Genomic DNA, 24,416 nt, shown 5'->3' with positions numbered 1-24,416 from the left:
GGTCACCACTCGGTCGCGAGCGGCTCCTGCTCGGTGGTGCTCGGCGGCACGTCCATCTTCTGCAACGTGAACCCCATGATGTCGCTGAACACCGGGGCGGCGACGTCGCCGCCGAAGATCGAGCTCTGCGGGCTCTTGAGGAACACGGCGACGGTGTACCGGGGGTCGTCGGCCGGTGCGACACCGATGAACGACGCCATGTACGTCCAGCCGTTGCCGGCCGGCATCTGCGCGGTACCGGTCTTGCCCGCCACCCGGTAGCCCGGCACCACGGCGTTGACACCCGTACCGCCGTCCTCGGTCACGGTCTCCATCATCCGCAGGAGGGTGTCGGCGGTGTCCTCCGAGATCACCCGCTCCCCCGACTCGCGCTCGGCCGGCGTCTCCGTGCCGTCCGGGCTCGTCGAGCCCTTGAAGAGCGTCGGCGTCATCCGCACGCCACCGTTCGCCACCGTCGAGTAGACGCTGGTCGCCTGCATGGCGTTGACGGACAGGCCCTGCCCGAACATCACCGTGTACTGCGTGCGCCCGTCCCAGTCGGCGACGTCGGCGGGCGGCATGAGGCCGATGGACTCACCCGGCAGGCCCAGGCCGGTCGGCTGCCCGAACCCGAACCTCTCCAGGAAGTCCTGCCGGGTCTGGATCGGGATGCTCTCGCCGGCCTGGACCGTCCCCGTGTTGGACGACTGCGCGAGGATGCCCGTCAGGGTGAGCCGCTGGACCGGGTGCTCGTGCGAGTCGTGGAACGTCTGCCCGTTCGGGGTCGTGTACGCGTAGGGCACGCTGAACTGGCTCTCCGGCGTCCAGTAGCCGCCCTCCAGCGCCGCGGCCATCGTGATCACCTTGCCCGTGGAGCCCGGGTCGAAGATGGCCTGCACGGCGCGCGAACCGCCGGCGACGGCCGCCGTCGACCGGTCGTTCGGGTCCACCGCGCCCGAGTCCGCGAGCGCGACGATCTCACCCGTCCGGATGTCCTGCACGATCGCGATTCCGTACTCCGCCCCGGTCTCGCTCTGCGCCTCGTCGATCGCGTCCTGCGCCTTCCACTGGATGTCGTGCACCAGCGAGAGCTGGACGTTGTCCCCCGGCACCGCCGGGACCGACTCCTGCCCCGCGGCCGGGATGCGCAGGCCGTCGAGGCTGCGCTCGTACGTGTCCGAGCCGGCCGTGCCCGACAGCAGGTCGTCGTACGCCGCCTCGATGCCGCCCCGCCCGATCTGCTGGTCGTCCACGAAGCCGACCAGCGAACCCGCCACCGAACCCGAGGGGTAGGTACGCCGGGAGGTGAGGTCGGTCCGGACGTAGGCGCGGATCTCCAGGCCGGCGATGGCGCGCTGCACCTCCGGCACGACGTTCCGCGCGAGCACCTCGTAGCGGGAGTCGCCCACGAGCTGGGCCGCGAGCTCGTTCTTCGGCACGTCGAGGAGCGGCGCGAGCAGCTGGGCGATGCCCAGGGCGCCGTCCTCGATCATCTCGCCGTCCGCGTCCACCCCCCGGGCCGTGCCCCGGAAGTCCTCGATCGCCACCGGGTCGCCGACCACCGTGTAGCGGTCCACCGAGGTTGCGAGCATCACCCCGTTCGCATCCGTGATGTCACCCCGGTGCGCCGGCGTCACCGCGGTCGCGGTGCGCTCCGCCTGAGCCCGCTCGGCAAGGCTCGGGCCCTCGACGAGCTGCACGTGGAACAGCCGGACCAGGAAGATCAGCACCACCACGGCCGCGATGCCGACGAGCCAGCGCTGCCGCATCTCCGGCCGGCCCGGCCGGGGCGGCAGCGGTCGCGCCACCCGGGACCGGGCGGGGCGAGGCTGGCCCGTCCCCCGCCGGGCGGACTCGGGCGCCTGAAGGCCCAGCCGGGTGCTGGTCGCACGCGGCTGGGCCTTCTTCGGCTGGGCTTTGGCTTGAGGCCTCTTGGGCTGAGGCTTCTTGGACTGCGCCGTGGCCTGCGGCTTCTTGGGCTGGGCCTTGGGCTGGGCCTTCTTGGGCTCGGCCTTGGCCTGTGGCTTCCTGGGCTGAGGCTTCGAGGTCCCGCCGGGCTGCGCCCGGCGCGGCTGCGCGGCACGCGGCTGCGCAGAACGCGGGCCGGCAGCACGCCCCGCTGGGGCGCGCTGCCGACCCGGGTCCGACGTCGGCCGGGTCACTGGCCGGTCCCCTCCACCACCTTGCCGGTCAGGACACTGATCATCGTCGGGTTCTCTGCCGGCACCATGCCGAGGCCGCGGGCCTTGTCGTCCAGGCCCGTCTCGGCCGCGCTCAGGTCCTCCCGGAGCCCCTGCACGTCCTGGGCGGTCTGCGCGACCTCACCCTGCAGCCTGGACATCTCGTAGGAACCGCGGGCCAGGGTGGTGTTCAGCACGAGCACCGCCACGAGCGACACGATCATCAGGGTCGCGCACAGCACGAAGAAGGGCACCCGGCTCTTCGCGTGCAGCGGCGCGCGAACGGCATCCAGGCGGCGGCCGCCCTGGGCGGCACCCCCGGAGATGGCGGTGAGCGGCGCCCGGCGGGTGCGGGGCAGCTCGGCCGGACGGGCGGCGCGGGCCGTCGCGGCAGTGGTGGCACTCATCGGCGGTCCTCCTTCGCTGTGTGGTGCGTGGCAGTGCGGTTGCGCAGGTGTTCAGGTGTGGGGCGCAGACGCCGGGCGGCGCGGAGCCGGACCGAGGCCGAGCGCGGGTTGCGCTCCAGCTCCTCGGCGTCGGCTTCCTCCGCGCCCCGGGTGAGCGCCTCGAGATAGGGCCGGTGGGTCTCGGGCTCGACGGGCAGGCCGGACGGCGCGGACGACGTCGTACCCTGCGCTATCGCGCGCTTGACTATCCGGTCCTCCAGCGACTGGTACGACTCCACGACGATCCGGCCACCGACCGCGAGCGCCTCGATCGCGGCGGGCACGGCGCGCTCCAGAACCTCGAGCTCACCGTTCACCTCGATCCGTAGGGCCTGGAAGGTGCGCTTGGCCGGGTGACCGCCCGTCTTACGGGTGGCCGCGGGGATGGCGGCGCGCAGCAGCTCGACGAGCTCGCCGCTGCGGTCCCACTCCCGCTCCGCCCGACGGCGCACGATGTTCTTCGCGATCCTGGAGGCGAACCGCTCCTCGCCGTACTCCCGCAGGATCCGCGCGAGGTCGCGCTCGTCGTACGTGTTGAGCACGTCGGCCGCGGTCAGGTCCTGTGTGGAGTCCATGCGCATGTCGAGCGGCGCGTCCTGCGCGTACGCGAAGCCGCGATCAGCCTCGTCGAGCTGCAGCGAGGACACCCCGAGGTCCATGAGCACACCCTGGACGGCGCCGCCGGCGTGCTCGTCGACCACCTCGACGATCTCGTCGTACACCGCGTGCACGGGCGTGAACCGGTCGCCGAACCGAGCCAGCCGGGCGCCCGCGAGAGCGAGGGCCTGCGGGTCCCGGTCGATGCCGATGACGCGGGCCGTCGGGATCTGCTCCAGCACGGCCTCGGTGTGCCCGCCCATGCCGAGCGTGCAGTCCACGAGGACCGAGCCGGGCTCGGTGAGCGCCGGTGCGAGCAGGTCGACGCACCGCTGGAGCAGCACCGGGAGGTGGCGGTCGGCGGCGTCGCTGCTGGTGCCGGGACGGTTGTCGGTCGCGTTCATCGGTGTCTCCTCTCCTGCGTCGTGCCCTGCTGGTGCTGCCTGGTACTGCTGCCCTGCCGGAACTGCCCTGACCTGCGAGGCCGGCCGTCCGGTCAGGTCTCCCTCCGCACGGTTCCGGCGGCGGGGAAGTGCGCCGGATCCTGCGGGAGGAGGCCTGGCCGTACGGCCGTTGCTCGCCCTGCCCTCGCTCTTTCCTGGAAGGCTGTCTAGAAGCTCAGACCGGGGAAGATCTCCTCGGCCTGATCGATGTAGTCGGGCTCGGTCAGTTCCTGATATGTGGCCCAGGCCTGCGTGTCCCACACCTCCACGCGGGTCCCGACCCCGATCACTACGACTTCGCGATCCAGGCCGGCGTACTCGCGCAGGTGTGTCGGGATGGAGACCCGGCCCTGCTTGTCCGGGACTTCGTCGCTAGCTCCCGCCAGGAAGTTTCGCGTGTAGTCCCGCGCTGCCTTGCTCGTCACCGGCGCCTGCCGGATCTGGGTGTAGATCTGCTGAAACTCGTCCATCGGGAGTAGGAACAGGCACCGCTCCTGCCCTTTGGTCATGACCAGACCGCTGGACAGGCGCCCCCGGAACTTGGCGGGAAGGATCAGGCGGCCCTTCTCGTCGAGCTTCGGGGTGTACGTGCCGAGGAGCAGGCCCAGACCCGCGAAACCTTCCGCACCTGCAGTCATCGGCCAGCACCTCCTTTCACTCCCGCACACTCCACGCTACTCCACTTTCCACCACCGCACTCGGAAAAACCACGGGGAGAACTGCCCACCGACCCTCAATGCGCAGGTCAAAGAGGTAAAGAGCAAGTGGAGTGAATTCATGTCCGGCGTGGCGTGGAATGTCGGAGTAGCTGGCTCTGAGCCGCGGCACAGCAGCCCCCGTCAGGCCTGCCGGGGGGCCGATCCGGCGGGGCAAGGCGAGTTCTTGGATGTGTGAAGACCACGTGACGCACCGAACGGACCGCTTTACATCTCTACTACGCTGGACCAGCCGGGCGAGCGCCAGCCGCCCGGCTTCCGCTCGGCGCGTCCACGTGCCAGTTACCCGGCCTGTTAACCCGGCCTGATGGAGGCTCTCGCTGTGCACACGGAACCTGTCTCGTCCGGTCTCGCGGATCCGCACTTCGGCGGCGCGGCCGCCCCGCAGGCGGCGCCCGGACCGGGCGCGCTCGACGAGCTGGTAGAAACCATGGCCCGGGTCCGCACCGCGGTCGAGTCCGTAGTGACCGGCAGGCCCGGCCTGGCCGACATCACGCTCGCCGTCCTGCTGGCCGAGGGACACCTCCTGGTCGAGGACGTGCCCGGCGTCGGCAAGACGACGCTCGCCAAGGCGATCGCCCGCAGCATCGACTGCCATGTCGGCCGCATCCAGTTCACGCCCGACCTGCTGCCGAGCGACCTCACGGGCGTCAACATCTTCCGCACCGGCAGCCACGAGTTCGAGTTCCGGCCCGGCCCGGTGTTCAGCAACATCGTCATCGGCGACGAGATCAACCGAGCCTCCCCCAAGACGCAGTCCGCGCTGCTGGAGTGCATGGAGGAGGGCCAGACCACCGTCGACGGCACCACCCACCAGCTCCCCAAGCCGTTCCTCGTGGTCGCCACGCAGAACCCGGTGGAGATGGAGGGCACCTACCCGCTGCCCGAGGCGCAGCGCGACCGCTTCATGGCGCGCATCACCGTGGGGTACCCCAACGCGGCGGACGAGATCCTGATGCTCGACCGGCAGGAGGCCAGCACGCCGCTGTCCCACCTGCAGCCGGTCACCGACGGACGCACGCTGCTGCGGTTTGCGCAGGTGGCGCGGTCGCTGTACGCCTCGCCGTCGGTCAAGCGTTACGTGGTTGCCCTGGTCGGCGCCACGCGCGAGCACCCCGGCCTGCGGCTCGGTGCGTCGCCGCGCGCCTCGCTCCAGCTCCTGCGGGCCGCGAAGGCGATAGCGGCCATGGCGGGCCGCAGCCACGTGCTGCCCGACGACATCCAGCGGCTGGCCCGGCCGGTCCTGTCCCACCGCCTCATCCTCACCACCGAGGCCCGCCTCAGTGGTGTCACGCCCGAGTCCCTCGTGGACGAGCTGGTGCAGCGCACGCCCGTGCCTGCACTCGAGCCCGCCGACCGGCGTGGGTTCTGAACGGCCGGGGCGAACAGCACATGAGCTGGCGTGACACGCTCACCCGGATCAGCCGGGTCCGGCTGACCCCCCGCGGCATCGGCGCCGCCTGCCTGGGCGGAGCCATGTTCTCCCTCGGGCTGGTGCTGTCCCTGCCCGACCTCGTCGGGCTGGGCGCAGCGGCGCTGCTGGCCGTGGCGGTCGCCTGGGTCGGCATCGGGATCCAGCGGCTCGAGTCCGGACGCGGGGCGCTGCATGTAACACGTGCAGTGACCCCGAACCCCGTGGTGCGCGACCGGACGGCGGAGGTCAGCCTCCTGGTCGCCGCGCACCAGGCGACCGGTGCCGCGTACGAACGGCTGTCCCGGCTGCGCCTGTCCGAGCAGGCGGCGCACGAGCTCGCAGGCCACCAGGGCATCCGGGCCCGGGTCTCGGCGCGGGCAGACCGGATCACCGTGCACTACTCGCTGACCCCGACCCGCCGCGGCCGCTGGTCGCTCGGCCCGCTGCTGACCACCCGCACCGACGTGTTCGGCCTGGTCCGGGCCACCCAGCCGCTAGGCCGCGCGACGCACGTGCCGGTGTGGCCGCGCACCGTCGAGCTCGCCGTGCGCACACGGTCGGTGGGCGACGTCGACCACTCCGCCACCGGCGCGCGCCTCCAGTCCACCGACGACTCCGTGCTGCGCGAGTACGTCGCCGGGGACGACCCGCGCCGCGTCCACTGGGCGAGCGCCGCCCGCCGGGGCCAGCTCATGGTCCGGGCCGACGAGAGCGCAGGAGTACGCCCCGTGACCGTCCTGCTCGACCGCTCGCTGCTGCCGCACTGGCAGGAGGCCGGAAGCCCCCGCCGCCCGGCCGCCGTGGACGACGGCGAGTGGGCAGTCGAGCTCACGGCCTCGATCGCGACGTCGTTCCTCGACGCCGGCCACCCGACGCGCCTGCTGACCACCACCGTGGCCCCCAGCCTCGAGGGGGTGCGGTTCGCGTCGACGCGCGCCAGCCGGTCGGCCCTGCTCGACGCCTGCGTGGACATCCGCGGCCACCGCGGCGCCGCCGAGGGGCATCACGCGACGAGCACCACCGCGCGTGCGCTCCGGCTCGACCGGACGTCGGGCGAGATTGTGATCGCCGTGCTCGGGCCCCACGATCCCGCCGCGCGGCACGACCTCGCGGCGCTCGGCGCGGAGGGAACCTGCTGGGCGCTCCTCGTGGCACCTCGGGGCGCCGGGTTCCAGCACGAGCTCGACCAGACTGCCGCCGAGCTGCGCGCGTCCGGCTGGCACGTCGCCACCTCGGAGGCCCGCACCGACCCGGAGCGTGCCTGGGCCCTGCTCGCGGAGCCGGTGCTGTGATCCCCGCCCACCGCGGACCGCTCGTCCGCACGGTCGCCTCCGGCGTGCTGGTCGCCATCGCCGTCATCGCGTCCATGCACGCGCTCGCCCTCGTCATCGACCCCGGCGCGTGGCTCACCGCCGGCACTACCGGCGTCGTCCTCGTGTCTGCCACCAGCTGTGCTGTGCGGTACTTCCTGCTGCGCGCAGCCGTGGACCGCGCCGCTACCCGCCGGGCGGCGGGCCAGGGTGTGAGCGCCGACCGGGCCGCCGACCGGGCGTCGGGCAGCGCCTCGTTCGTGGCGACGGCGGCCGGCGTCCTGGTCGCCTTCTGGTACGTCCTGGCCCGCTACGGCGGCCCCGGGCAGCGCTTCGAGCCGTTCGTGGGGCCGGACTCCGTGGACCAGGTCCTCGAACGGTTTCGGCAGGCCACCGAGACCATGAGCACGCAGGTCGCCCCGGTCGGCCCCGACGAGGCCATCAGCATGGTGGCCGTGGGCGGCACCCTGCTGGTGCTGCTGGTCGTGGACTCCCTCGCCGGCGCCCGGATGCCCGGCTTCGCCGGGGTACCCCTGCTGCTGCTCTGGACACCACCGCTGACGCTGGTGGGCGAGGTGCAGTGGCCGGTGTTCGTCATCAGTGTCACCGCGATGCTCCTGCTGCTCACCGTCGACCCGGTCGGGGTGACTCCCGGCCGGCACAGCGAGTCCGACTCCGCGGCCGTGCGCCGTGCGCAGCGGTTCCGCTCCGGGATCACCGCGCTCACGTCGATCGCGGTAGCGGCCGGCTCCCTCGGCGTCGCGACCGGCATGGCCGCCCTGCCCGCGCTGGCCGGGTCGTGGAGCCAGCTCATCTCCACGCCGTCCGACACGGTCGAGCTGTCCTCCGACCTCGACATGCGCGAGCCCCTGAGCGCTCGCTCCACCAGCACCGTCCTGACCTACCGGATGGCCGAAGGCGAGACGAGCGGTCCGCTGCGGGTCATGACGCTGACGGCCTTCGACGGCGTGCAGACCCACCGGGCCGTGCCGGACGGCGGCCTTGCGGAGTTCGACTCGTCCACCATCCTGGCGCCCCCGGGCGAGGGCGCCCTCGGGCAGCCGCGCGCGATGGACATCGAGATCGGCCAGCTCACCGGCGACGAGCTGCCGCTGCCGCTCGAACCGCGCTCGGTCGACATCATCGGCGACGACTGGGCCTACGACGCCCTCCGGGACGAGGTGCGCGGCTCCGGCACCAGGGAGGGGGCTCAGTACCGCGTCGAGGTCGTCGACCGCGAGCTCACCCCCGAGCTGCTGCGCTCCGTCCCGACCTCCGGCGACCCCCGGTCGGCCGGCTACACCGAGGTGCCCGACACCGAGCACCGCGACGAGATCGCCCAGTACGCCCGTGACATCGCCGGGGACGCGCCCACCCGGTTCGACGCGGCCGTCGCCCTGCAGAACCACCTGCGGTCCGGTCAGGGGTTCGAGTACAACCCGGACGCCGACTACCGCGGCTCGTCCGACACCGTCTGGGACTTCCTGCAGAACCAGGAGGGCTACTGCACCCAGTACGCCCTCTCGATGATGGTCATGGCGCGAAGCCTCGACATCCCGGCCCGCATCGGGATCGGCTGGCTGCCCGGCCGGCCCGACGGCAACGGCTCCTACCGGGTCACCGGGCAGGACTCGCACGCCTGGCCCGAGATCTACTTCCCGTCCGTCGGGTGGGTCCGGTTCGAGCCGACGCCCCAGGTGCAGACTGGACCGCTCCCCTCGTACGCGAACCCGGGCGTGGGCAACGCCCCGACTGCCTCGCCCACCCCGACGCGGGCGAACGAGGTGCCTACGCAGCAGGCGAGCCAGCGGCCTGACGCCAACCCGTCGGCCACGGCGGGCTCGAACCGCAACGAGGTCTCGGACCAGACCCTGCCCGGCTGGGCGTGGGTCGTAGCGGTGATCGTGGGCCTCGGCGTCCTTGGCGGGGCCGCGTGGCTGCTGCTGCGCCGGCGCACCGAGGTCGAGGTGCTCGATCCGGAGCGGGCCTGGTCCCGGGTCCTGGCGCTGCTCGCCGAGCAGGACGTACGCCTGGGCCCGTCGGTCACCCTGCGCCGCGCTCCGGCCTTCATCGCCGACCAGGTGCGCTCCCGCACGGGCACTCCCCTGCCCGACGACGTCGCGGAGCGCCTGACCGCCCTGGCCGACGCCGCCGAGGAGGAGCGTTACGCCCGCCACTCGACGCCGCCAACGGCCGCCGACCTGGCGGAGCTCACCGAGACGGTGACCACGCAGCTGACCGCGGTGCTCACCCGCAAACCCTGACCCGCTCAGCGACCGACCGGCAGGCCGGTCAGGGACAGACAGGAGCCGGGCCCCGTACGGGGCCCGGCTCCTGTCGTGCAGCCACGGCCAAGTAGTCGCCTACCTGGCCACGCACACGTGCCGACGGTCTGTCACGACCGCCACTACGGGTCGGCCGGCTAGCGACCGCCCTGATTGCGCCGGTTCTCCCAGCGCTCCTCAAGACGCGCGAGGAAACCGCCGGAACGGCCACCGCTCCGCCGCTTCCGGGGCTTGCGCGCTCCCCCTGGCGGCGGCTGGACCGTGCCGTCCTCGGCGACGACGCCGACCGGGCCGTCCTGCTGCTTCTTGCGCGGTCCGAGGAACGCGAAGACCACACCCGCGAACATCAGCACAAAGCCGATCGCACCGAGCCAGGTCCGAGACGTCGCCGCACCCACAACTAGAAGAAGCAGACCGACGACGACGCCGGCCCCGGACAGCACATAACGAAGCGCATTACCCCGACCTGTGGACTGAAGCGTGTTGGCAAGCCGCGGGTCGTCTGAAGTCAGAGCGCGCTCCATCTGCTCCAGCACCCGCTGCTCGTACTCGGACAGAGGCATCGAGACCCCCGGATCTCGCAAAGGAACAGTGTCCCTTCTAGGATAGGCCGACCGGGCCGCCGTTGGTAGTCGACATCCCGGGCATACCAGTGACTATATGGGCAGATCAGTGGTGATGCGTGTCGTTCTTGTGTTGCAGGCCCAGATCGATCGCCGTTTTCCCAAACTTCTCGCGCACCGCGTCGAGCGCGAGCTCAGCCTCGCGCTGCGCGCCGGAACGAGGATCTGTCGCCTCTTCGAGCGTCGGCTGCCGGGTGGAACCGTCTCTTTGCTGCAGGTTTTCACCCCGTACCCCGACAAGCCGGACCGGCAACCCGCCCAGATCGACGCTCGCGACGAGCTCACGCGCCACGAGATAGACGTCTCGCGCGACGTCCGTGGGGGCGTCCAGCGTTCGCGACCGGGTGAACGTCGCGAAGTCGCTCGAACGGACCTTCACGGACACCGTGCGCGCCATGACGCCCTGGTGCCGCATCCGGGCCGCGACGCGGTCGGACAGCTCCAGCACCCGGCGGCTCACCGCCACCGTGTCTTCCTGGTCCGTGCCGAACGTGGTCTCAGCACCGATGCTGTGCTCACGGTGCTCGGGCACCACCGGTCGCGGGTCGCGCCCCCACGAGAGGTCGTGCAGGTGGGCGCCACTGACCCGGCCGACGGCCGTCTGCAGGCTCGGCAGGTCAGTGTGGGCCAGCTCCGCCACGGTGGTGATGCCCCACGCGGCAAGGGCCTTCTCCGTCTTCTCGCCCACCCCCCACAGGGCGCCGACGGGAAGCGTGTGCAAAAAGTCCACGGTGGCCCCGACGGGCACGAGCATCAGCCCGTCCGGCTTGGAGTGCGTCGAGGCAAGCTTCGCGACGAACTTGTTCCGGGCGATGCCGACCGACGCCGTCACGCCGTGCTCGGCCTCGATCCGCCGGCGCAGCTCGGCGCCGATCTCCGTGGGCGGGCCGAGCCGCCGTCGGGCACCGCTGACGTCCAGGAAGGCCTCGTCCACGCTGATCTGCTCGACGAGCGGGGTGACCTCCCGCAGCATGCCCATGACCGAGCGGGACACGTCGTGGTACAGCGTGTGGTCGGGCGGGATAACCACGGCCTGCGGGCACAGGAGCCGGGCCCGGGTCATCGGCATCGCCGACCGTACGCCGAACGCCCGCGCCTCGTACGTGGCCGCCAGGACCACCCCACGCTCCCGCCCGCCCACGATCGCCGGCTTGCCCTTCAGCTCGGGCCGCCGGGCCAGCTCGCAGGACGCAAAGAAGGCGTCCATGTCCAGGTGCAGCACCGAGCAGCCGGACTCGTCCGACCCCCAGTCGCGTCTCGCCGCCGCTGACCGCGGACCCTTGCTCACTGACTTGCTCCGTTCTTGCTGTTGCTCAGCACTTGTCTGCCCAACGCTCCGGCTCCGCGCCGCCGAGGCAGGTCTCGCTCCCCACTGCGCGGGCGCCGGCTTACGACGCCTCGGGCACCAGGGTCAGGCGCTGGGCCGAGAACCCCGCGTTGGGGTCCACGAGCATCGCCACCTCGTCCCGGAAGTCCTCCGCGCAGGCCAGCAGCTCGTCCGCTCGTGCCGGCTCCACCTGCTCCGGCCGGCCCGCGTCGACCGCTGCGCGCAGGGGCGCACCGGACGCGAAGTAACCGGACCAGGCCGCTAGCTCGGGCTCGGCGTGCGCGAGCATGTCCCACACCGTCCGCGCTCCCGAGCGCGCCGACGGACGACCGCGGAGCGCAACAACCGCGGCAGCCGACCGGATCGCCGCGAGGTGCGCGTGCACGAACCGGTCCCCCGGATCAGCCGAACGCGCCGCCTCGGCCAGCTCCGCGTCCGCCTTGCGCAGCAGAGCGCTGACGCCCGGCGGGACAGCGTGCGGCACGAGCATGCGCGCGGAGACCACGTCCCGCCCGCCCTGAGAGTGCATGGTGCCCATCTCGAACCTCCGATCGAACCCCTTGTGCGCCACTATCGAACATACGTTCGACTCTGTCAAGCGGTGCACCGACCCGGGAGAGACTGTCCTCATGGCCCGCCGTACCGCCCGACGCCGCCCATCCTCCTCCGCACCACTGACACTCCCCGGCGAGCTGCCCGTCGGCCCGGTGCCGATCAGCACCGGCACCGCCGAGGTGGTTCGCGACCCGGACTCCCCGCAGCGAGTGACGCTGCACGTCAACGGCGTGCCCAGCTCCAGCCTCGACCTTGCCGACCCCGGATTCCTCGACTTCGAGTACATGCAGCAGATGGCCGCCTTCGTGGCCCTGCTGCCCGCCGGTCCGCTCCGTGTGCTGCACCTCGGCGCAGCCGGCAGCGCCTTCGCCCGGCACGTGGAGCACGAGCGGCCAGGCTCCCGCCAGCTCGGCGTCGACCTGGACGCCCGCCTGCTCGAGCTCGTCCGCGAGTGGTTCGCCCTGCCCCGCTCCCCCCTGCTGCGCCTGCGCGCGGACGACGCCGGACGCGCCCTCGCGTCCGCGCGAGACGCCTCCTACGACGTGGTGGTCCGGGACGTCTTCGCGGGAGACCGCACGCCCGCGCACCTCGTGGGCACCGGGTTCGCCGCCGAGGCCCGCCGCGTCCTGCGGCCCGGCGGCGTCCTGCTCGTGAACTGCGCCGACCGGCCGCCGCTGACCATGGCGCGCCGGGAGGTCGCGAGCCTCGCCCAGGCCTTCGGGCCCCACGCTGCCGCGTCCGGCCGGCTCGCCGCCGTCGCCGAGCCCGCGATCCTCAAGGGGCGCCGGTACGGCAACCTGGTCCTGGCGGCCGTGCGCGAGCTGCCCGCCGACGCCGGGCAGGACGCCGGGCAGGACGCTGGGCCAGACCTGCGCGACCCCCGCCTGGGCCGCGCCCTGCGCACCCTCGCCGTGCCGGCAACGCTGCTCGTAGGCGACGACGCCGCGACGTTCGCCGGGACGGCGCAGCCGCTGGACACCCCGCCACTGGAGAACCCGCCGCTGGAGGCCTCGGCGCCCTGAGTCGTCACCGGACATGACAAAGGCCGCACCCCCCGAAGGGAGTGCGGCCTCGATCACGAGCACATCAGATCGGAACGACAGATTCCGCCTGCGGACCCTTGGGACCCTGCGTGATCTCGAACTCGACCCGCTGGGCCTCCTCGAGAGACCGGTACCCGTTGGACTGGATCGCGGAGTAGTGGACAAAGACGTCGGCGCCGCCGCCGTCCTGGGCGATGAACCCAAAGCCCTTCTCAGCGTTGAACCACTTCACAGAACCCTGCGCCATGCTGTCCTAAGACCTTCCGTCCGGGATCCGGGGGCGGACCCGATGCCCACCCCCGTTGCCGCAATGCTTTCCCCGCTTGCTCACGACACGCCGGACGTGGCCTTGGTACGTCACTGCAACGTGCGCCAGTGTGGCACGGACCCATCAGATGTGCCATGGAACAGGCACAATTCTGCCGCAGCTATGACACACCGGGCTGTGATACCAGCGGTTTTAGTCACCGTTCTGCTGTGCGAGGAACCGTTCGAACTCCGCGCCGAGCTCCTCCGCGCTGGGGATCGGGGTCGTCTCGGCGAGCAGGCTCGGACGCCCCACGGACCGCGCGAACGCGTCGTACTGCTCCTCCAGCGCCTTGACGACGGCGGCGATCTCGACCGAGTCCGCGACCTGCTTCTCCACCTCGATCTTGGCGTCGGTGGCCGCTTCTTCCAGTGCCGGGATCGCGAGGTCGAGGCCGGTGGCCCGCTCCGTGTGGTGCAGCGCCACCACCGTCGCCGGCGGATACTGCGCCTGCGAGAGGTAGTGCGGCACGTGCACGGTGAAGCCGAGCGCGTCGTGCCCCGCCTCGCCCAGGCGGTACTCGAGCAGCGCGGCGAGCGAGCCCGGCACCTTCACGCTGCCGAACCACGACGTGTAGTCCTCGACGAGCGCGGGGCGGGTCGCGTGCGCCGTCAGGGACAGCGGCCGCGTGTGCGGCAGCCCCATCGGGATGCCCTGGATGCCGACGACCAGGCTCACGCCGAACCGCTCGACGAGCTGGATCACCCCGGCAACCACTCGTTCCCACTGCAGGTCTGGCTCCGCGCCGTGCAGCAGCAGGAACCCGGTGCCCTCGGCGTCGACCAGGTGGTCGATCGCGAGGTAGGGCGCCTGGTAGTCGGCCCAGCGGTCGGAGTCGAAGATCATGGTCGCTCGCTTGGAGCGGTAGTCGAGCAGCTGGTCGACGTCGAACGTCACCAGTCGGTCGACCCGGAACTCGTCGATGAGGTGCTCGACGGCGATGTCGCCCGCGCTGCCCGCGTCCACGAACCCGCGGACCGCGTGGAGCAGAACAGGCCCGTCGGCGCTTCCGGGCACGCTGCGACCCAGCGTGCGCTCGACCGCTGCTTCGTCGACGTCGTAGATGCCCTGGGGGTCAAGCACGTGCGCTCCCTCGCTCGTCGGAGTACTTCCCGATCACCCGACACGTATCGGTGTCTGCTCAGGTCCAACGCCGCGACGGCCGGGTGTCTTCCCGTTACGCCCTCAGCGTCGTGGGCACTCTACTCATCGGCCCGGCGAGGGCTCGGCAACAGCCCGGCACCGGCCGAGCTCAGCGACCCGGCAGCCGCACCACGGAGACGAAGAAGTCGTCGATCTGGCGGACCACGTCGATGAACTGGTCGAAGTCCACGGGCTTGGTCACGTACGCGTTCGCGTGCAGCGAGTACGAGCCCACGACGTCCTCCTGGGCGTCCGAGGTGGTGAGCACCACCACCGGGATGTGCCGCAGCATGGGGTCACCCTTTGCCACGGCGAGGACCTCCATACCGTCCATCTTCGGCAGGTTGAGGTCGAGGAGCACCAGGTTCGGCGTCGGGACCTGGGCGTACTGCCCCTGCTTGCGCAGGAACTCGAGCGCGCTCACGCCGTCGCCGACCACGGAGACGTTGTTCGGGACACGGTGGTCCTCGAACGCCTCCCGGGTCATCAGGACGTCGCCCGGGTCGTCCTCCACGAGGAGGATCTCCATCACCTTATGACCGCTCAAGTTGACCACCCGGCCCGTAACCCTGGTGTGGACGTCGACAGGGCCCTTCGTCGCGCCCCGCCGTCGGCCCTGGTCAGGCCGCCTCAGCCGAGCGTAGTCGACTGCGCCCGTTCGGTCGAAAGGCGCCCGGCGCCGGGCTGCCCCTGTCGCCGCGCGAGCGTGAACCGCACGATGGTGCCGCCGCCGGCGGCGGGCTCGATCCAGATGCGGCCCTTGTGGTACTCGACGATGCGTTTGACCAGGGAGAGCCCGATGCCGGTGCCCGGGTACTGCTCGCGCGGGTGCAGCCGCTGGAAGATGATGAACACCCGCTCGGCGTACTGGGCGTCGATGCCGATCCCGTTGTCCACCACCGAGATCTCCCAGTGCGCACGCATGCTGCGCACCTCGATCCGGATGGCGGGCACCCGGCCGGGGTCGCGGAACTTCAGCGAGTTGCCGACCAGGTTCATGAAGAGCTGCTGCAGCAGGGCGCGCTCGCCGTGCACCACCGGCATCGGGTCGTGGACGATCTCGGCCCCTGTCTCCGCCACCCGCTCGGAGAGCTCGGACAACGCGCCCGTCAGCACGCTCTCCAGGTCGACGTCCTCACGCGGCACCCCGGTGCGACCCACGCGCGAGAAGCTCAGCAGGTCCTGGATGAGGCGCTGCATCCGCTTGGCGCCGTCCACGGCGAAGTCGATGTACTGGTCGGCGCGCTCGTCGAGCGAGCCGCCGTACCGCTTCTGCAGCAGCTGGGTGAAGCTCGCGACCTTGCGCAGCGGCTCCTGCAGGTCGTGCGAGGCCACGTAGGCGAACTGCTCCAGGTCGCGGTTGGACCGTTCGAGCTCACGCGCCTGCTCGCTGAGCAGGGTGTGCGCGTTCTCGACCTCCTGGTGCGACAGCCGGATCTCCTCCACCTGGTGCACCAGCTCGCGGCGCATCGTCTCGACGTGCATCGCAAGCAGCGCCACCTCGCCCGCGCCCACGGGCCGGATCTCCCGCCCGAGCACGCCGCTGCTGACCACCCGCACACCGGCGGTCAGCTCCGTCAGGGGCCGGATCACCCAGGACTCCAGGGCGAGCCACATCAGCGTGCCCATGAGCACGATGACGAGCACCAGGGCCACCATCGCCCCCAGCAGCACCTGCTCCCAGACCGCGGCGTTGGCCACTATCGCGTCGCGCTGCGCGCTCAGGTCCCCCAGGTAGAAGAGGACGGCGAGGCGGGCGCTCTGGTACAGATCCTCGCCCTCGGCGGCCGTCGGGACCGTGCCGATCAGCGCCATCTGGCAGTCCAGCTGGCCCGCCGGTGCGGCGTCCACCGCGGCCACCACGGGCTCCGCGTAGTTCTCGAACCAGACGTCGGTGAGCTCCGCCGCCTCCCGGTAGGCGAGCGTCACCTCGGCGTCCGCCGCGAGCTCGCGCCGCTCGATCTCCGTCAGGATGGTGATGCGGCCGGTCGACCCGACGGCCCGGGTCCAGGGCTCGAGCGCCGCGTCGTTGCACGTCTCCCGGTAAGCGCGCAGCGACGCCTCGGCGTCGGAGAGCGCCAGGGAAGCACGTTCGGCGTCGACCAGCGCCTCGTAGTACGGGCCGTCGGCCCTGGAGTCGAGGCCGCGCGACTGGACCAGGGCGAGCACCGCCACCGCGAGCGCTATCGCGAGCATGGCCGCGACCGCGCCGAGGAGCCGCGCGAGGCGGCGGCGCATGGAGACACCGGTGAAGCGGTGCTCGTCGGGCACGAGCGTCATGCCCGCGACCACTCCACCGAGTCGGCGAGCGTGGAGGTCCGCTCCGCGGGACCGGTAGCGCCCGCGCCGGCCCAGCCGACGAAGAGCAGCGCCGCGTCGTCGACCAGGGGGCCGCCGTGCAGCTCACGGACGCGGCGCAGCACCCGCGTCACGACCTCGTCGGTGCCCTGGTCCATCTCGCGCTCCACGACGCTGCGCAGGCCGTGCGCGCCGAGGCGCGGCATCCTGCCGTGCGCGCTGGGCGGGAGGATGGGGGTGCCCTTCGGGTCGGCGCCGACCGCCGCCTCGACGAGCCCGTCCGTGTAGAGCACCGCGGTCCAGACCTCTGGCAGCCGGATGCTGTGCGCGGACCAGCCGCCCTCCACGGGGATGCCCAGGGCGCGGCCACGGCGGTCGGAGGACAGCTCCTCGCAGTGGTGGCTCACGGCCACCGCCGGGTCCGTCGACGCCTTGGGCACCACGAGCAGCGGCGGCAGGTGCCCAGCCAGGTAGACGTCCATCCGGCGGCGGTCCGGCGAGATCACCGCCTGGCAGATGGTGACGAACACCTCGGGCCGGCCGCGCTCGGCCAGGAGCACACGTTCCAGCAGCGGCAGGACGTCGTCGGCGGCGGTGTCCGCCAGCACGAGCGTGCGCCACGCCGTCCGCATGGCGGCGCCGAGCGCCGCCTCGTCGGGGCCATGCCCGGCGACGTCGCCGATGACGGTGACCAGCGTGCCGTCGGGGCGCTCCACGGTGTCGAAGAAGTCACCGCCGAGCAGGCCGTTCCCGCCGGGCAGGTAGCCCACCATGACGGAGACCTTCTCGTCGGTGACCAGTTCCTTGGGCAGCAGCGCGCGCTCCAGCCGGGTGGTCTCGGCGGCGCGCACCTCGCTCCGGAACAGGGCGATCTGCTGGGCAGCCGACCGGCGCCGCAGCGTCGCGTAGCGCAGGCAGCGGGCGAGCGCGTCGCCGTCCACGTCGCCCTTGACGAGGTAGTCGTCGGCCCCGTTCGCGACGGCGGCCGAACCCAGGTCGTGCGACGTGTTCCCGGTCAGCACGACGACGGCGGGCTGCACCGGCAGCACCTCGATGCCCTCGATGACGCGGCGCAGGGCGCCCAGCCCCTCGGCGTCGGGCAGGCCCAGGTCGAGCAGCAGGCAGTCGACGGAGACCATCGACAGGACCCCGAGGGCCTCGTCGACGGACCGCGCCCGGTGCAGGTCGGCCCGCAGGTCCGCCTCGACGTCGGCGTCGGCGAGCAGCTCGCTCACGAGGAAGGCGTCGGCGTCGTCGTCCTCGACGAGAAGCACCGAGATCGGACCGTCGATCCAGGACGAGCGCGCCTCGGGTCCCGGCCCTCGTCCGGGCCCCCTAGATCCTGCCCCGCCCAGTGCCATGGCGGCGATCCTATCCAGCGAGATGACGCTGTGTCAGCGGACAGGCCGACAGGTGCGCGATAATGGTCGGCCGGTTGTTTGCGGCCCAAGTTTTTTCGCTGGTGAAACACGGAGGTAGGCGTGACGGGAATCGCGGGCGAGCTGGCCCACGAGCAGGCAGTCGTCGACACGATGTACATCCGCCTTGACACTCTTCGCGGCACGACCGCGAACCGCCTGAGGGACGTGCGCCTGGCGGGTTCCACCGGCACGCACCAGAACCGCAGCGAGCGCGACGCGTTCGCCACGCTGTACGAGGACCGGGCCGCGCAGCTCGACGCCGTCGAGGACCGGTTGGTCTTCGGCCGCCTCGACCTGTCCGACGGCGCCACGCGGTACGTCGGGCGCATCGGCCTGACCGACGCCGAGCACCGCTCGATGCTGACCGACTGGCGCGCCCCGGCCGCCGAGCCGTTCTACCGGGCCACGGCGCTGCACCCGGCCGACGTGCGCCGGCGGCGGCACCTGGTGACGAAGGGCCGCTCGGTCACCGGTCTGGAGGACGAGGTGCTGGACCTCGACACGGAGATCGACGCCGACGCGCTGTCCGGCGAGGGCGCGCTGCTCGCGGCGATGGCCCAGGGCCGCACGGGCCGGATGACGGACATCGTGGCGACCATCCAGGCCGAGCAGGACCGCATCATCCGTTCCGACCTGTCCGGGGCCCTGGTGGTCCAGGGCGGCCCGGGTACCGGCAAGACGGCGGTGGCGCTGCACCGCGCCGCCTACCTGCTGTACGCGCACCGGCGGCTCCTGGAGCGTTCGGGGGTGCTGATCGTCGGCCCGTCCAGCGCGTTCCTGCGCTACATCGACCAGGTGCTGCCGTCGCTTGGCGAGACCGGCGTCGTCTCGACGACGATCGGCGACCTCATCCCGGGGATCCGGGCGACCGCCGTCGACGAGGGGCAGGTGGCCCGGCTGAAGGGCCTGCTCCTGTGGCGCAAGGTGATCCGCCGGGCCGTGCGGGCGCGCGAGCGCGTGCCGGAGCAGGAGGTCACCGTCCGGGTGGAGGGACACGACTTCGTGATCCGGCCCCGGGACGTGAGCGACGCGATCGCCCACGCCCGCCGCACGCACAAGCCGCACAACCTGGCGCGCGGGACGTTCGTGCGCGACATGCTCGACCGCCTGACCGACCAGTACCGCGACTTCGCGGACGCGCCGCTGTCGGGTGAGGACCGCTCGTCCGTGTTCGAGGACCTGCGCTCGGACCGGGACGTGCGCGTGGCGCTCAACATCGCGTGGCTGCCCATCAGCCCCGAGAAGCTGGTCCGCGACCTGTTCGCCAAGCCGCACCGGCTCGCCGAGGCGGCGCCCGAGCTGACCGCGCGCGAGCGCCGCCTGCTGCACCGGGCGCCGGACGCCGCGTGGACGGAGTCGGACGTGCCGATCCTCGACGAGGCGTACGAGCTGCTCGGCGAGGACGACACCGTGGCACTGGCCGAGGCCCGCAACCGGGCGGCGGAGCAGGCTCGCGAGGTCGAGTACGCGCGCACCGTGCTGTCCTCGACGGGCGCCGGCGACGGCCTGGTCGACGCCGAGATGCTCGCCTCCCGGTTCGCCGCGAGCGGCCCGTCCCTGACCACGGCGGAACGCGCCGCCGGCGACCGGGCATGGACCTACGGCCACGTGGTGGTGGACGAGGCGCAGGAGCTCTCCCCCATGGCCTGGCGCGCGCTGGTGCGCCGCGTCCCGACGCGCTCGATGACCATCGTGGGCGATGTCGCGCAGACGTCGTCGGCCGCGGGCGCCCGGAGCTGGGACCGCATGCTCACCCCGCTGCTGCACGACGGGTGGCGGCTGGCCGAGCTCACCGTCTCCTACCGCACGCCGTCCACGGTCGCCGACACCGCGCAGCGGGTCGCCCGGGCCGCTCGCCTGCCCGTCTCGGACCTGCGCGCCGCGCGGGACGTCGAGGGCTCGCTCGTCGCCGTCCGCGCCGCCCCGGACCCGGACCTGCCGCAGGACACCCTGATGGACACCCTGCCGGAGACCGGCAGGGTGGTCGAGGAGGCCCTGAGTCTCGTCAAGGAGCTCGTGGGGCCCGACGCCGGCCGGGTGGCCGTCGTCGCGCCGTCGGGCAGCGTCGCGGGGCTGGCCGAGGCCGTCGCCGAGGCGCTGCCTACCGCGGTGGGCGCGGCGGAGGCCGCGCGCCTGGTGGCGCAGCGTCCGGAGGACGCGCAGGTGACGGTGCTCGCCCCGCGCCAGACCAAGGGGCTGGAGTTCGACGGCGTGGTTCTGGTCGAGCCGGCCGCGATCGTCGAGGGCTACGGCGGGACGAGCGACCTCTACGTCGCGATGACCCGTCCGACGCAGCGCCTCGTCGTGGTGCACACCCGGGACCTCCCAGAGGGCTTCTGACCCGCGTCCCAGCAGGCGGGACACGGCCCCCGTCCGTTTGTTGCTTCCGCCTCACCTGGCGCACCATGGGTCCGTGCAGCGAGCCCTCCTCCTCGAGAACGTCCACCCCACCTCCGTCCCGATCCTCGAATCGGCCGGGTACGAGGTCGACTGGCGCAAGGGCGCCCTCGACGAGGACGAGCTGATCGCCGCGCTCGACGGCGTCCAGCTCCTGGGGATCCGCTCCAAGACCGAGGTGACGGCCCGGGTGCTGACCGAGGCGACCAGCCTCGTCGGCGTCGGCGCCTTCAGCATCGGCACCAACCAGATCAACCTGACCGCCGCCGCCAACCGCGGCATCGCGGTGTTCAACGCGCCGTTCTCCAACACCCGGTCCGTGGTGGAGCTCGCGATCGCGGAGATCATCTCGCTGACCCGGCGCATGACGGAGCGCGACCGCGCCCTGCACGCCGGCGTCTGGGACAAGTCCGCCGAGGGCTCGCACGAGGTGCGGGGCCGCACCCTCGGGATCGTCGGCTACGGCAACATCGGCTCGCAGCTCTCCGTGCTCGCCGAGAACCTGGGCATGCGCGTCATCTTCTTCGACACCGCGGAGAAGCTCGCGCTCGGCAACGCCCACCGCGTCGAGACGCTCGACGAGCTGCTCGAGACTGCCGACATCGTGACGCTCCACGTCGACGGGCGCTCCGGCAACGCCGGGCTGTTCGGCGAGAAGCAGTTCGGGCGCATGAAGCCGGGCTCGATCTTCCTCAACCTGTGCCGCGGTTTTGTGGTCGACGTCGACTCGCTGGCCGAGCACATCACCTCCGGGCACATCTCCGGGGCGGCCGTCGACGTCTTCCCCGAGGAGCCCAAGAAGCGCGGCGACTCGTTCGAGTCGGTGCTGCGCGGCCTGCCCAACGTGATCCTCACGCCCCACGTGGGCGGCTCCACCGAGGAGGCGCAGGAGGCGATCGGCCAGTTCGTGGCCAAGAAGCTGAGCGACTACGTGACTACCGGCTCGACGATGCTCAGCGTCAACCTGCCGAACCTCCAGCTCGAACACACGGGCGTGGGCCGCATCAAGGTGCTGCACCGCAACGTGCCCGGCGTGCTGGCCACCGTGAACCAGATCTTCGCCGACCACGGCGCCAACATCGAGGGGCAGGTGCTCGCCACCCGCGGCGACATCGGCTACGTGGTCACCGACATCTCGGACGTGACCGAGCGGGGCGCGTCCAAGAAGCTCCAGGCCCTGGACACGACCATCCGCCTGCGCATCCGCGACGCCTTCGAGCGGCCGGAGTTCCCGCCGGGTCCGGCCGCCCGCTGATCAGTCGTGGTCAGGTGAGGGTCGAGGCCGGGATCTTGTAGGCCGCGAACGCCTCCGCCACCTGGGACTCGTCCAGGCCGTAACGCTCCAGCGTGTACGCGTGCGGGCGGTGGCCCGTGCGGTCGGTGGCCGCGGCGAGGTTCGCCCCGTCAGTCGCGGTCCACGGCAGGTCCAGGCGGTCGAACACCCCGCGCAGCACCGTCTCGGGCTCGGCAACCAGGTCGTCGTAGACGACGTCGATGACCGCGTCCGCGGGGAGCTGTTCGCGCAGCCCGATCGCACGCTCGACCCCGCCCGCGGAGATCGCGAGCCACTCCCGGCCGATGCGCTCCAGGTCGATCCGCCCCGGCTTGATGTACATCACGTGCGTGGCCTCGGCCATGGAGGCTCCGGAGGCGACGGCGGCGCCGGGCGCGCGGTGCGTCCAGACGAACCGCGCGTCCGGGAACGCGCGCAGGATCTCCGGCATCCGCCACAGGTCCATGGGGTGCTTCAGGACCCAGCGCTCTGGCGCCTCCCCGGCCGCCATGACCTGCAGGGCGTCGCGCAGGAACCGGAAGTCGGCGGTGAGGTCGGCGTCCGCCAGGTACTCCAGGTAGCGCGGCATGGGACCCCAGGTGGCGAACATCTCGGTGTGCGCGCGCAGCATGAAGTCCTCCTCCTCGCTCTCGGCGATCAGGGGGTGCAGGTGCGCCCACGCGGGGCTGAGCTTCGCCACCGTCGCGAACTTCTTGCGCGCCTGCGCGATCAGCCGCTCGCGCTCGGCTTCCGGGCGCGGGAGGCCCAGGTTGGTCATCTCCCACAGCTTGGGGCCGCGGTTGCCGGGGTGCCTTGCGATCAGGTTGTAGGTCAGCGTGGTCCCGGTCCGCGGCAGCCCGACGACGAACACCGGCGCCGTCACCGGCTCGTCCCGCACCTCGGGGTGCTTCGCCTGGAGGTCGCGGACGACGGCGCGGTTGCGCAGCCGCTCGCGGATCTGGTCCTGGGTGCTCGTCCAGCCCATGGCGCTCAGGTCGGGATGCGCGGCGAGGTCGCTCAGGAGCAGTCGGAGGCCGTCGACCGCGGCGAGGTCGTCGGGGCCGAGCGGCACGCGGCCGTCCTGCTCCTCCCGCAGCAGGCGGTCGAAGACGGCGTCGGGGTCCTTGCGGGTGCGCAGGCCGGGGGCGAGCAGCACGTTGAGGAGGCGGAGCAGCGGGGTGGCCTGGGGCATGGCGCATATCCTGCCCATACCCCCCGACGGCGACAAGCGCCCGACGCGGCAGGACCGGACAGCGCCCCGAAAGGTGCCGAGTTTACGAACCTCCGTCGGTTAGCATCCGGGACGAGGGCTTGAACCCGCCGTCACATGGCGGGGAACCAGGTTGCCGCCGAGAGGGGAATCGTGACCGCACGACCGCCGTCGGACCTGCTGACGAGGATGCGCGACACGGGCGAACGCACGCTGCTGGTGGAGACCACCGCCGCCGCCGACCCGAACGCCGTGTACGAGGGCTTGCGGAAGCGATGGGGCTCCGTCGCCCCCGTGGACCTGGAGCCGGGCGTGCCGGCGTGGTTGGTGCTCGGCCACAACGAGGCGGTCGGGGTGCTGCGGGACGACCGCGGCTTCGTCAAGGACCCGTCGATCTGGCGCGGGCACGACGCCGGCCTGCTCGGCCCGCAGTCGGCGCTGCACCTTGTGCTCCCCCGCACCCCGAAACCCACGCTCGCCGACGCCGACGGGGTCAAGCACACCCGCATGCGGCCGCCCGTCGACGACGCGCTGTCGCAGGTCGACGAGACCCGGGCGAGCGCCATCACCCGCCGGCTGTGCGGCATGCTCATCGACCGGTTCGAGGACCGCGGCCGGGCGGACCTGGTCGCCGAGTACGCAGCGGTAGTCCCGTTCCTGGTGCTGTCCGAGCTGGACGGGCTCGAACCAGGACAGGCGCAGCGCCTGCAGGAGATCACCCGGGCGATCTTCGAGGCTGGCGCCGCGGCACGGGAGCGGACCGTCGAGCTGCTGGAGATCGTCACCGGGCACATCGCTCACAGCCGGGAGCGCGGCACCCGGGACATCGCCGGGGTGCTGGCCGTGCACGACAACTTCGAGAGCGACCTGGAACGCGCCCAGACGCTGACCGCCATCACCCTGGCGGCCAACGAGTCGCTGCTCGCCTGGATCGCACAGACCCTCGTGCTGATCCTGAGCGACCCGCGGTTCTCCAACCGGGTCTCCGGGGGCCGGCTGCACATCGACGACGCCCTTGACGAGGTGCTGTGGCGCTCGACGACCAACCCCAACCTCATGCCCCGGTTCGCCGTGCGCGACGTGGTGGTCGGCGACAAGCTGATCGAGCGCGGGGAGGCCGTAGTGGTCGCCGTGCACGCCGCCAACCATGACCCGCTGATCCAGTCCGACGACCCGTGGGACACCGTTGGCAACCGCGCCTACCTCTCGTTCGGCGCGGGCCCGCACCGGTGCCCCGCGCCCCGGCTCGGGCGGGTCATCGCGCGGATCGCGGTCGCCGAGCTGCTCCAGCGCCTGCAGGTGAAGCTCGTCGGCGACCCGAAACAGGTCACGTGGGCGACCAGTCCCTGGATGCGGTTCCCCGCACGCCTGCCCGTCACGTTCCCGCCCCCGCAGGCGCAGCCGCCGCAGGGGGCCTGGCCGCCCGACATGACGGCGTTCACGCAGTGA

The 24,416-nt window shown here is 72.1% G+C and carries 20 protein-coding genes; 7 read left to right on the top strand and 13 right to left on the bottom strand.

The genetic code is table 11. From position 1 onward, the window contains the following. Positions 1-2: 2 nt before the first annotated feature. The 4 genes from AB1046_RS01490 to mraZ all read right to left on the bottom strand — a co-directional run bounded on the left by AB1046_RS01490 (position 3) and on the right by mraZ (position 4,283). Positions 3-2,141, bottom strand: coding sequence for a penicillin-binding transpeptidase domain-containing protein (locus tag AB1046_RS01490; protein WP_369372013.1), 2,139 nt, complete (start codon positions 2,139-2,141; stop codon positions 3-5). Continuing rightward, entirely contained in the window at positions 2,138-2,566 is a 429-nt protein-coding gene (locus tag AB1046_RS01485; RefSeq protein ID WP_369372012.1) for a hypothetical protein, read from the bottom strand. Before AB1046_RS01485 ends, AB1046_RS01490 begins: the two co-directional genes overlap by 4 nt. Then, the gene (gene rsmH, locus AB1046_RS01480) at positions 2,563-3,606 is read right to left on the bottom strand and encodes a 16S rRNA (cytosine(1402)-N(4))-methyltransferase RsmH (RefSeq protein ID WP_369372011.1); all 1,044 of its coding nucleotides are present in this window, start codon (positions 3,604-3,606) and stop codon (positions 2,563-2,565) included. Before rsmH ends, AB1046_RS01485 begins: the two co-directional genes overlap by 4 nt. 206 nt (positions 3,607-3,812) lie before the next feature. Continuing rightward, complete coding sequence (gene mraZ / locus AB1046_RS01475; RefSeq protein WP_369372010.1) at positions 3,813-4,283, bottom strand: division/cell wall cluster transcriptional repressor MraZ; 471 nt, start codon at positions 4,281-4,283, stop codon at positions 3,813-3,815. Between the two features lie 400 nt (positions 4,284-4,683). Between mraZ and AB1046_RS01470 the strand changes: the two genes are divergently transcribed. From AB1046_RS01470 to AB1046_RS01460, 3 genes are read left to right on the top strand one after another with little or no spacing between them, the layout of a single operon-like run. Then, positions 4,684-5,733, top strand: a complete 1,050-nt coding sequence (locus AB1046_RS01470) for an AAA family ATPase (RefSeq protein WP_369372009.1) — start codon at positions 4,684-4,686, stop codon at positions 5,731-5,733. A gap of 20 nt (positions 5,734-5,753) precedes the next feature. Beyond that, entirely contained in the window at positions 5,754-7,067 is a 1,314-nt protein-coding gene (locus AB1046_RS01465) for a DUF58 domain-containing protein (protein WP_369372008.1), read from the top strand. Continuing rightward, entirely contained in the window at positions 7,064-9,349 is a 2,286-nt protein-coding gene (locus AB1046_RS01460; protein WP_369372007.1) for a transglutaminase domain-containing protein, read from the top strand. The genes AB1046_RS01465 and AB1046_RS01460 overlap by 4 nt, the downstream gene beginning before the upstream one ends. Positions 9,350-9,507: 158 nt before the next feature. On the opposite strand, the gene AB1046_RS01455 is transcribed toward AB1046_RS01460, so the two are convergent. The 3 genes from AB1046_RS01455 to AB1046_RS01445 form a co-directional block, all read right to left on the bottom strand. After that, positions 9,508-9,933, bottom strand: a complete 426-nt coding sequence (locus tag AB1046_RS01455; protein ID WP_369372006.1) for a DUF3040 domain-containing protein — start codon at positions 9,931-9,933, stop codon at positions 9,508-9,510. A 106-nt stretch (positions 9,934-10,039) separates the two neighbouring features. Continuing rightward, on the bottom strand, positions 10,040-11,281 hold the full coding sequence (dinB, locus tag AB1046_RS01450) for a DNA polymerase IV (protein ID WP_369372005.1): 1,242 nt from the start codon (positions 11,279-11,281) through the stop codon (positions 10,040-10,042). Between the two features lie 100 nt (positions 11,282-11,381). Next, a complete protein-coding gene (locus AB1046_RS01445; RefSeq protein ID WP_369372004.1) occupies positions 11,382-11,858 on the bottom strand; it encodes an SAV_6107 family HEPN domain-containing protein in 477 nt (158 codons plus the stop codon). A gap of 91 nt (positions 11,859-11,949) precedes the next feature. Here AB1046_RS01445 and AB1046_RS01440 point away from each other — a divergent pair, with 91 nt between their 5' ends. Beyond that, positions 11,950-12,897 (top strand): spermidine synthase, encoded by a 948-nt coding sequence (locus AB1046_RS01440; protein ID WP_369372003.1) that lies wholly within the window; start codon positions 11,950-11,952, stop codon positions 12,895-12,897. A 64-nt stretch (positions 12,898-12,961) separates the two neighbouring features. On the opposite strand, the gene AB1046_RS01435 is transcribed toward AB1046_RS01440, so the two are convergent. The 5 genes from AB1046_RS01435 to AB1046_RS01415 all read right to left on the bottom strand — a co-directional run bounded on the left by AB1046_RS01435 (position 12,962) and on the right by AB1046_RS01415 (position 18,027). Then, the gene (locus AB1046_RS01435) at positions 12,962-13,165 is read right to left on the bottom strand and encodes a cold-shock protein (protein WP_369372002.1); all 204 of its coding nucleotides are present in this window, start codon (positions 13,163-13,165) and stop codon (positions 12,962-12,964) included. Positions 13,166-13,378: 213 nt separating this feature from the next. Further along, positions 13,379-14,308, bottom strand: a complete 930-nt coding sequence (locus AB1046_RS01430) for a proteasome assembly chaperone family protein (RefSeq protein WP_369372001.1) — start codon at positions 14,306-14,308, stop codon at positions 13,379-13,381. Positions 14,309-14,477: 169 nt separating this feature from the next. Then, complete coding sequence (locus AB1046_RS01425) at positions 14,478-14,897, bottom strand: response regulator (RefSeq protein WP_369375541.1); 420 nt, start codon at positions 14,895-14,897, stop codon at positions 14,478-14,480. Between the two features lie 101 nt (positions 14,898-14,998). Then, positions 14,999-16,648 carry an ATP-binding protein gene (locus AB1046_RS01420; RefSeq protein ID WP_369372000.1) on the bottom strand — a complete coding sequence of 550 codons (1,650 nt, stop codon included), beginning with the start codon at positions 16,646-16,648 and terminating at the stop codon, positions 14,999-15,001. Beyond that, complete coding sequence (locus AB1046_RS01415; protein WP_369371999.1) at positions 16,645-18,027, bottom strand: PP2C family protein-serine/threonine phosphatase; 1,383 nt, start codon at positions 18,025-18,027, stop codon at positions 16,645-16,647. Before AB1046_RS01415 ends, AB1046_RS01420 begins: the two co-directional genes overlap by 4 nt. 120 nt (positions 18,028-18,147) lie before the next feature. On the opposite strand from AB1046_RS01415, the gene AB1046_RS01410 reads away from it, so the two are divergent. Further along, a complete protein-coding gene (locus AB1046_RS01410) occupies positions 18,148-20,427 on the top strand; it encodes an AAA family ATPase (RefSeq protein ID WP_369371998.1) in 2,280 nt (759 codons plus the stop codon). 73 nt (positions 20,428-20,500) lie between these two features. Then, a complete protein-coding gene (gene serA, locus AB1046_RS01405) occupies positions 20,501-21,739 on the top strand; it encodes a phosphoglycerate dehydrogenase (protein WP_369371997.1) in 1,239 nt (412 codons plus the stop codon). Positions 21,740-21,749: 10 nt separating this feature from the next. On the opposite strand, the gene AB1046_RS01400 is transcribed toward serA, so the two are convergent. Further along, entirely contained in the window at positions 21,750-22,949 is a 1,200-nt protein-coding gene (locus AB1046_RS01400; RefSeq protein WP_369371996.1) for a sulfotransferase, read from the bottom strand. 171 nt (positions 22,950-23,120) lie between these two features. Here AB1046_RS01400 and AB1046_RS01395 point away from each other — a divergent pair, with 171 nt between their 5' ends. Next, complete coding sequence (locus AB1046_RS01395) at positions 23,121-24,416, top strand: cytochrome P450 (protein WP_369371995.1); 1,296 nt, start codon at positions 23,121-23,123, stop codon at positions 24,414-24,416.

The organism is Promicromonospora sp. Populi, from assembly GCF_041081105.1.
Classification (GTDB): domain Bacteria; phylum Actinomycetota; class Actinomycetes; order Actinomycetales; family Cellulomonadaceae; genus Promicromonospora.
Note: the sequence above shows the minus strand (reverse complement) of the source record. Positions and strands in the feature narration are given on the sequence as shown.

What these genes read in the sequence shown, in the direction of transcription:
- AB1046_RS01485 (WP_369372012.1), bottom strand. Translation starts at nt 2,566, where the DNA reads ATGAGTGCCACCACTGCCGCGACGGCCCGCGCCGCCCGTCCGGCCGAG.
- rsmH (WP_369372011.1), bottom strand. Translation starts at nt 3,606, where the DNA reads ATGAACGCGACCGACAACCGTCCCGGCACCAGCAGCGACGCCGCCGAC.
- mraZ (WP_369372010.1), bottom strand. Translation starts at nt 4,283, where the DNA reads ATGACTGCAGGTGCGGAAGGTTTCGCGGGTCTGGGCCTGCTCCTCGGC.
- AB1046_RS01465 (WP_369372008.1), top strand. Translation starts at nt 5,754, where the DNA reads ATGAGCTGGCGTGACACGCTCACCCGGATCAGCCGGGTCCGGCTGACC.
- AB1046_RS01455 (WP_369372006.1), bottom strand. Translation starts at nt 9,933, where the DNA reads ATGCCTCTGTCCGAGTACGAGCAGCGGGTGCTGGAGCAGATGGAGCGC.
- AB1046_RS01445 (WP_369372004.1), bottom strand. Translation starts at nt 11,858, where the DNA reads ATGGGCACCATGCACTCTCAGGGCGGGCGGGACGTGGTCTCCGCGCGC.
- AB1046_RS01440 (WP_369372003.1), top strand. Translation starts at nt 11,950, where the DNA reads ATGGCCCGCCGTACCGCCCGACGCCGCCCATCCTCCTCCGCACCACTG.
- AB1046_RS01435 (WP_369372002.1), bottom strand. Translation starts at nt 13,165, where the DNA reads ATGGCGCAGGGTTCTGTGAAGTGGTTCAACGCTGAGAAGGGCTTTGGG.
- AB1046_RS01425 (WP_369375541.1), bottom strand. Translation starts at nt 14,897, where the DNA reads ATGGAGATCCTCCTCGTGGAGGACGACCCGGGCGACGTCCTGATGACC.
- AB1046_RS01420 (WP_369372000.1), bottom strand. Translation starts at nt 16,648, where the DNA reads ATGACGCTCGTGCCCGACGAGCACCGCTTCACCGGTGTCTCCATGCGC.
- AB1046_RS01415 (WP_369371999.1), bottom strand. Translation starts at nt 18,027, where the DNA reads ATGGCACTGGGCGGGGCAGGATCTAGGGGGCCCGGACGAGGGCCGGGA.
- AB1046_RS01400 (WP_369371996.1), bottom strand. Translation starts at nt 22,949, where the DNA reads ATGCCCCAGGCCACCCCGCTGCTCCGCCTCCTCAACGTGCTGCTCGCC.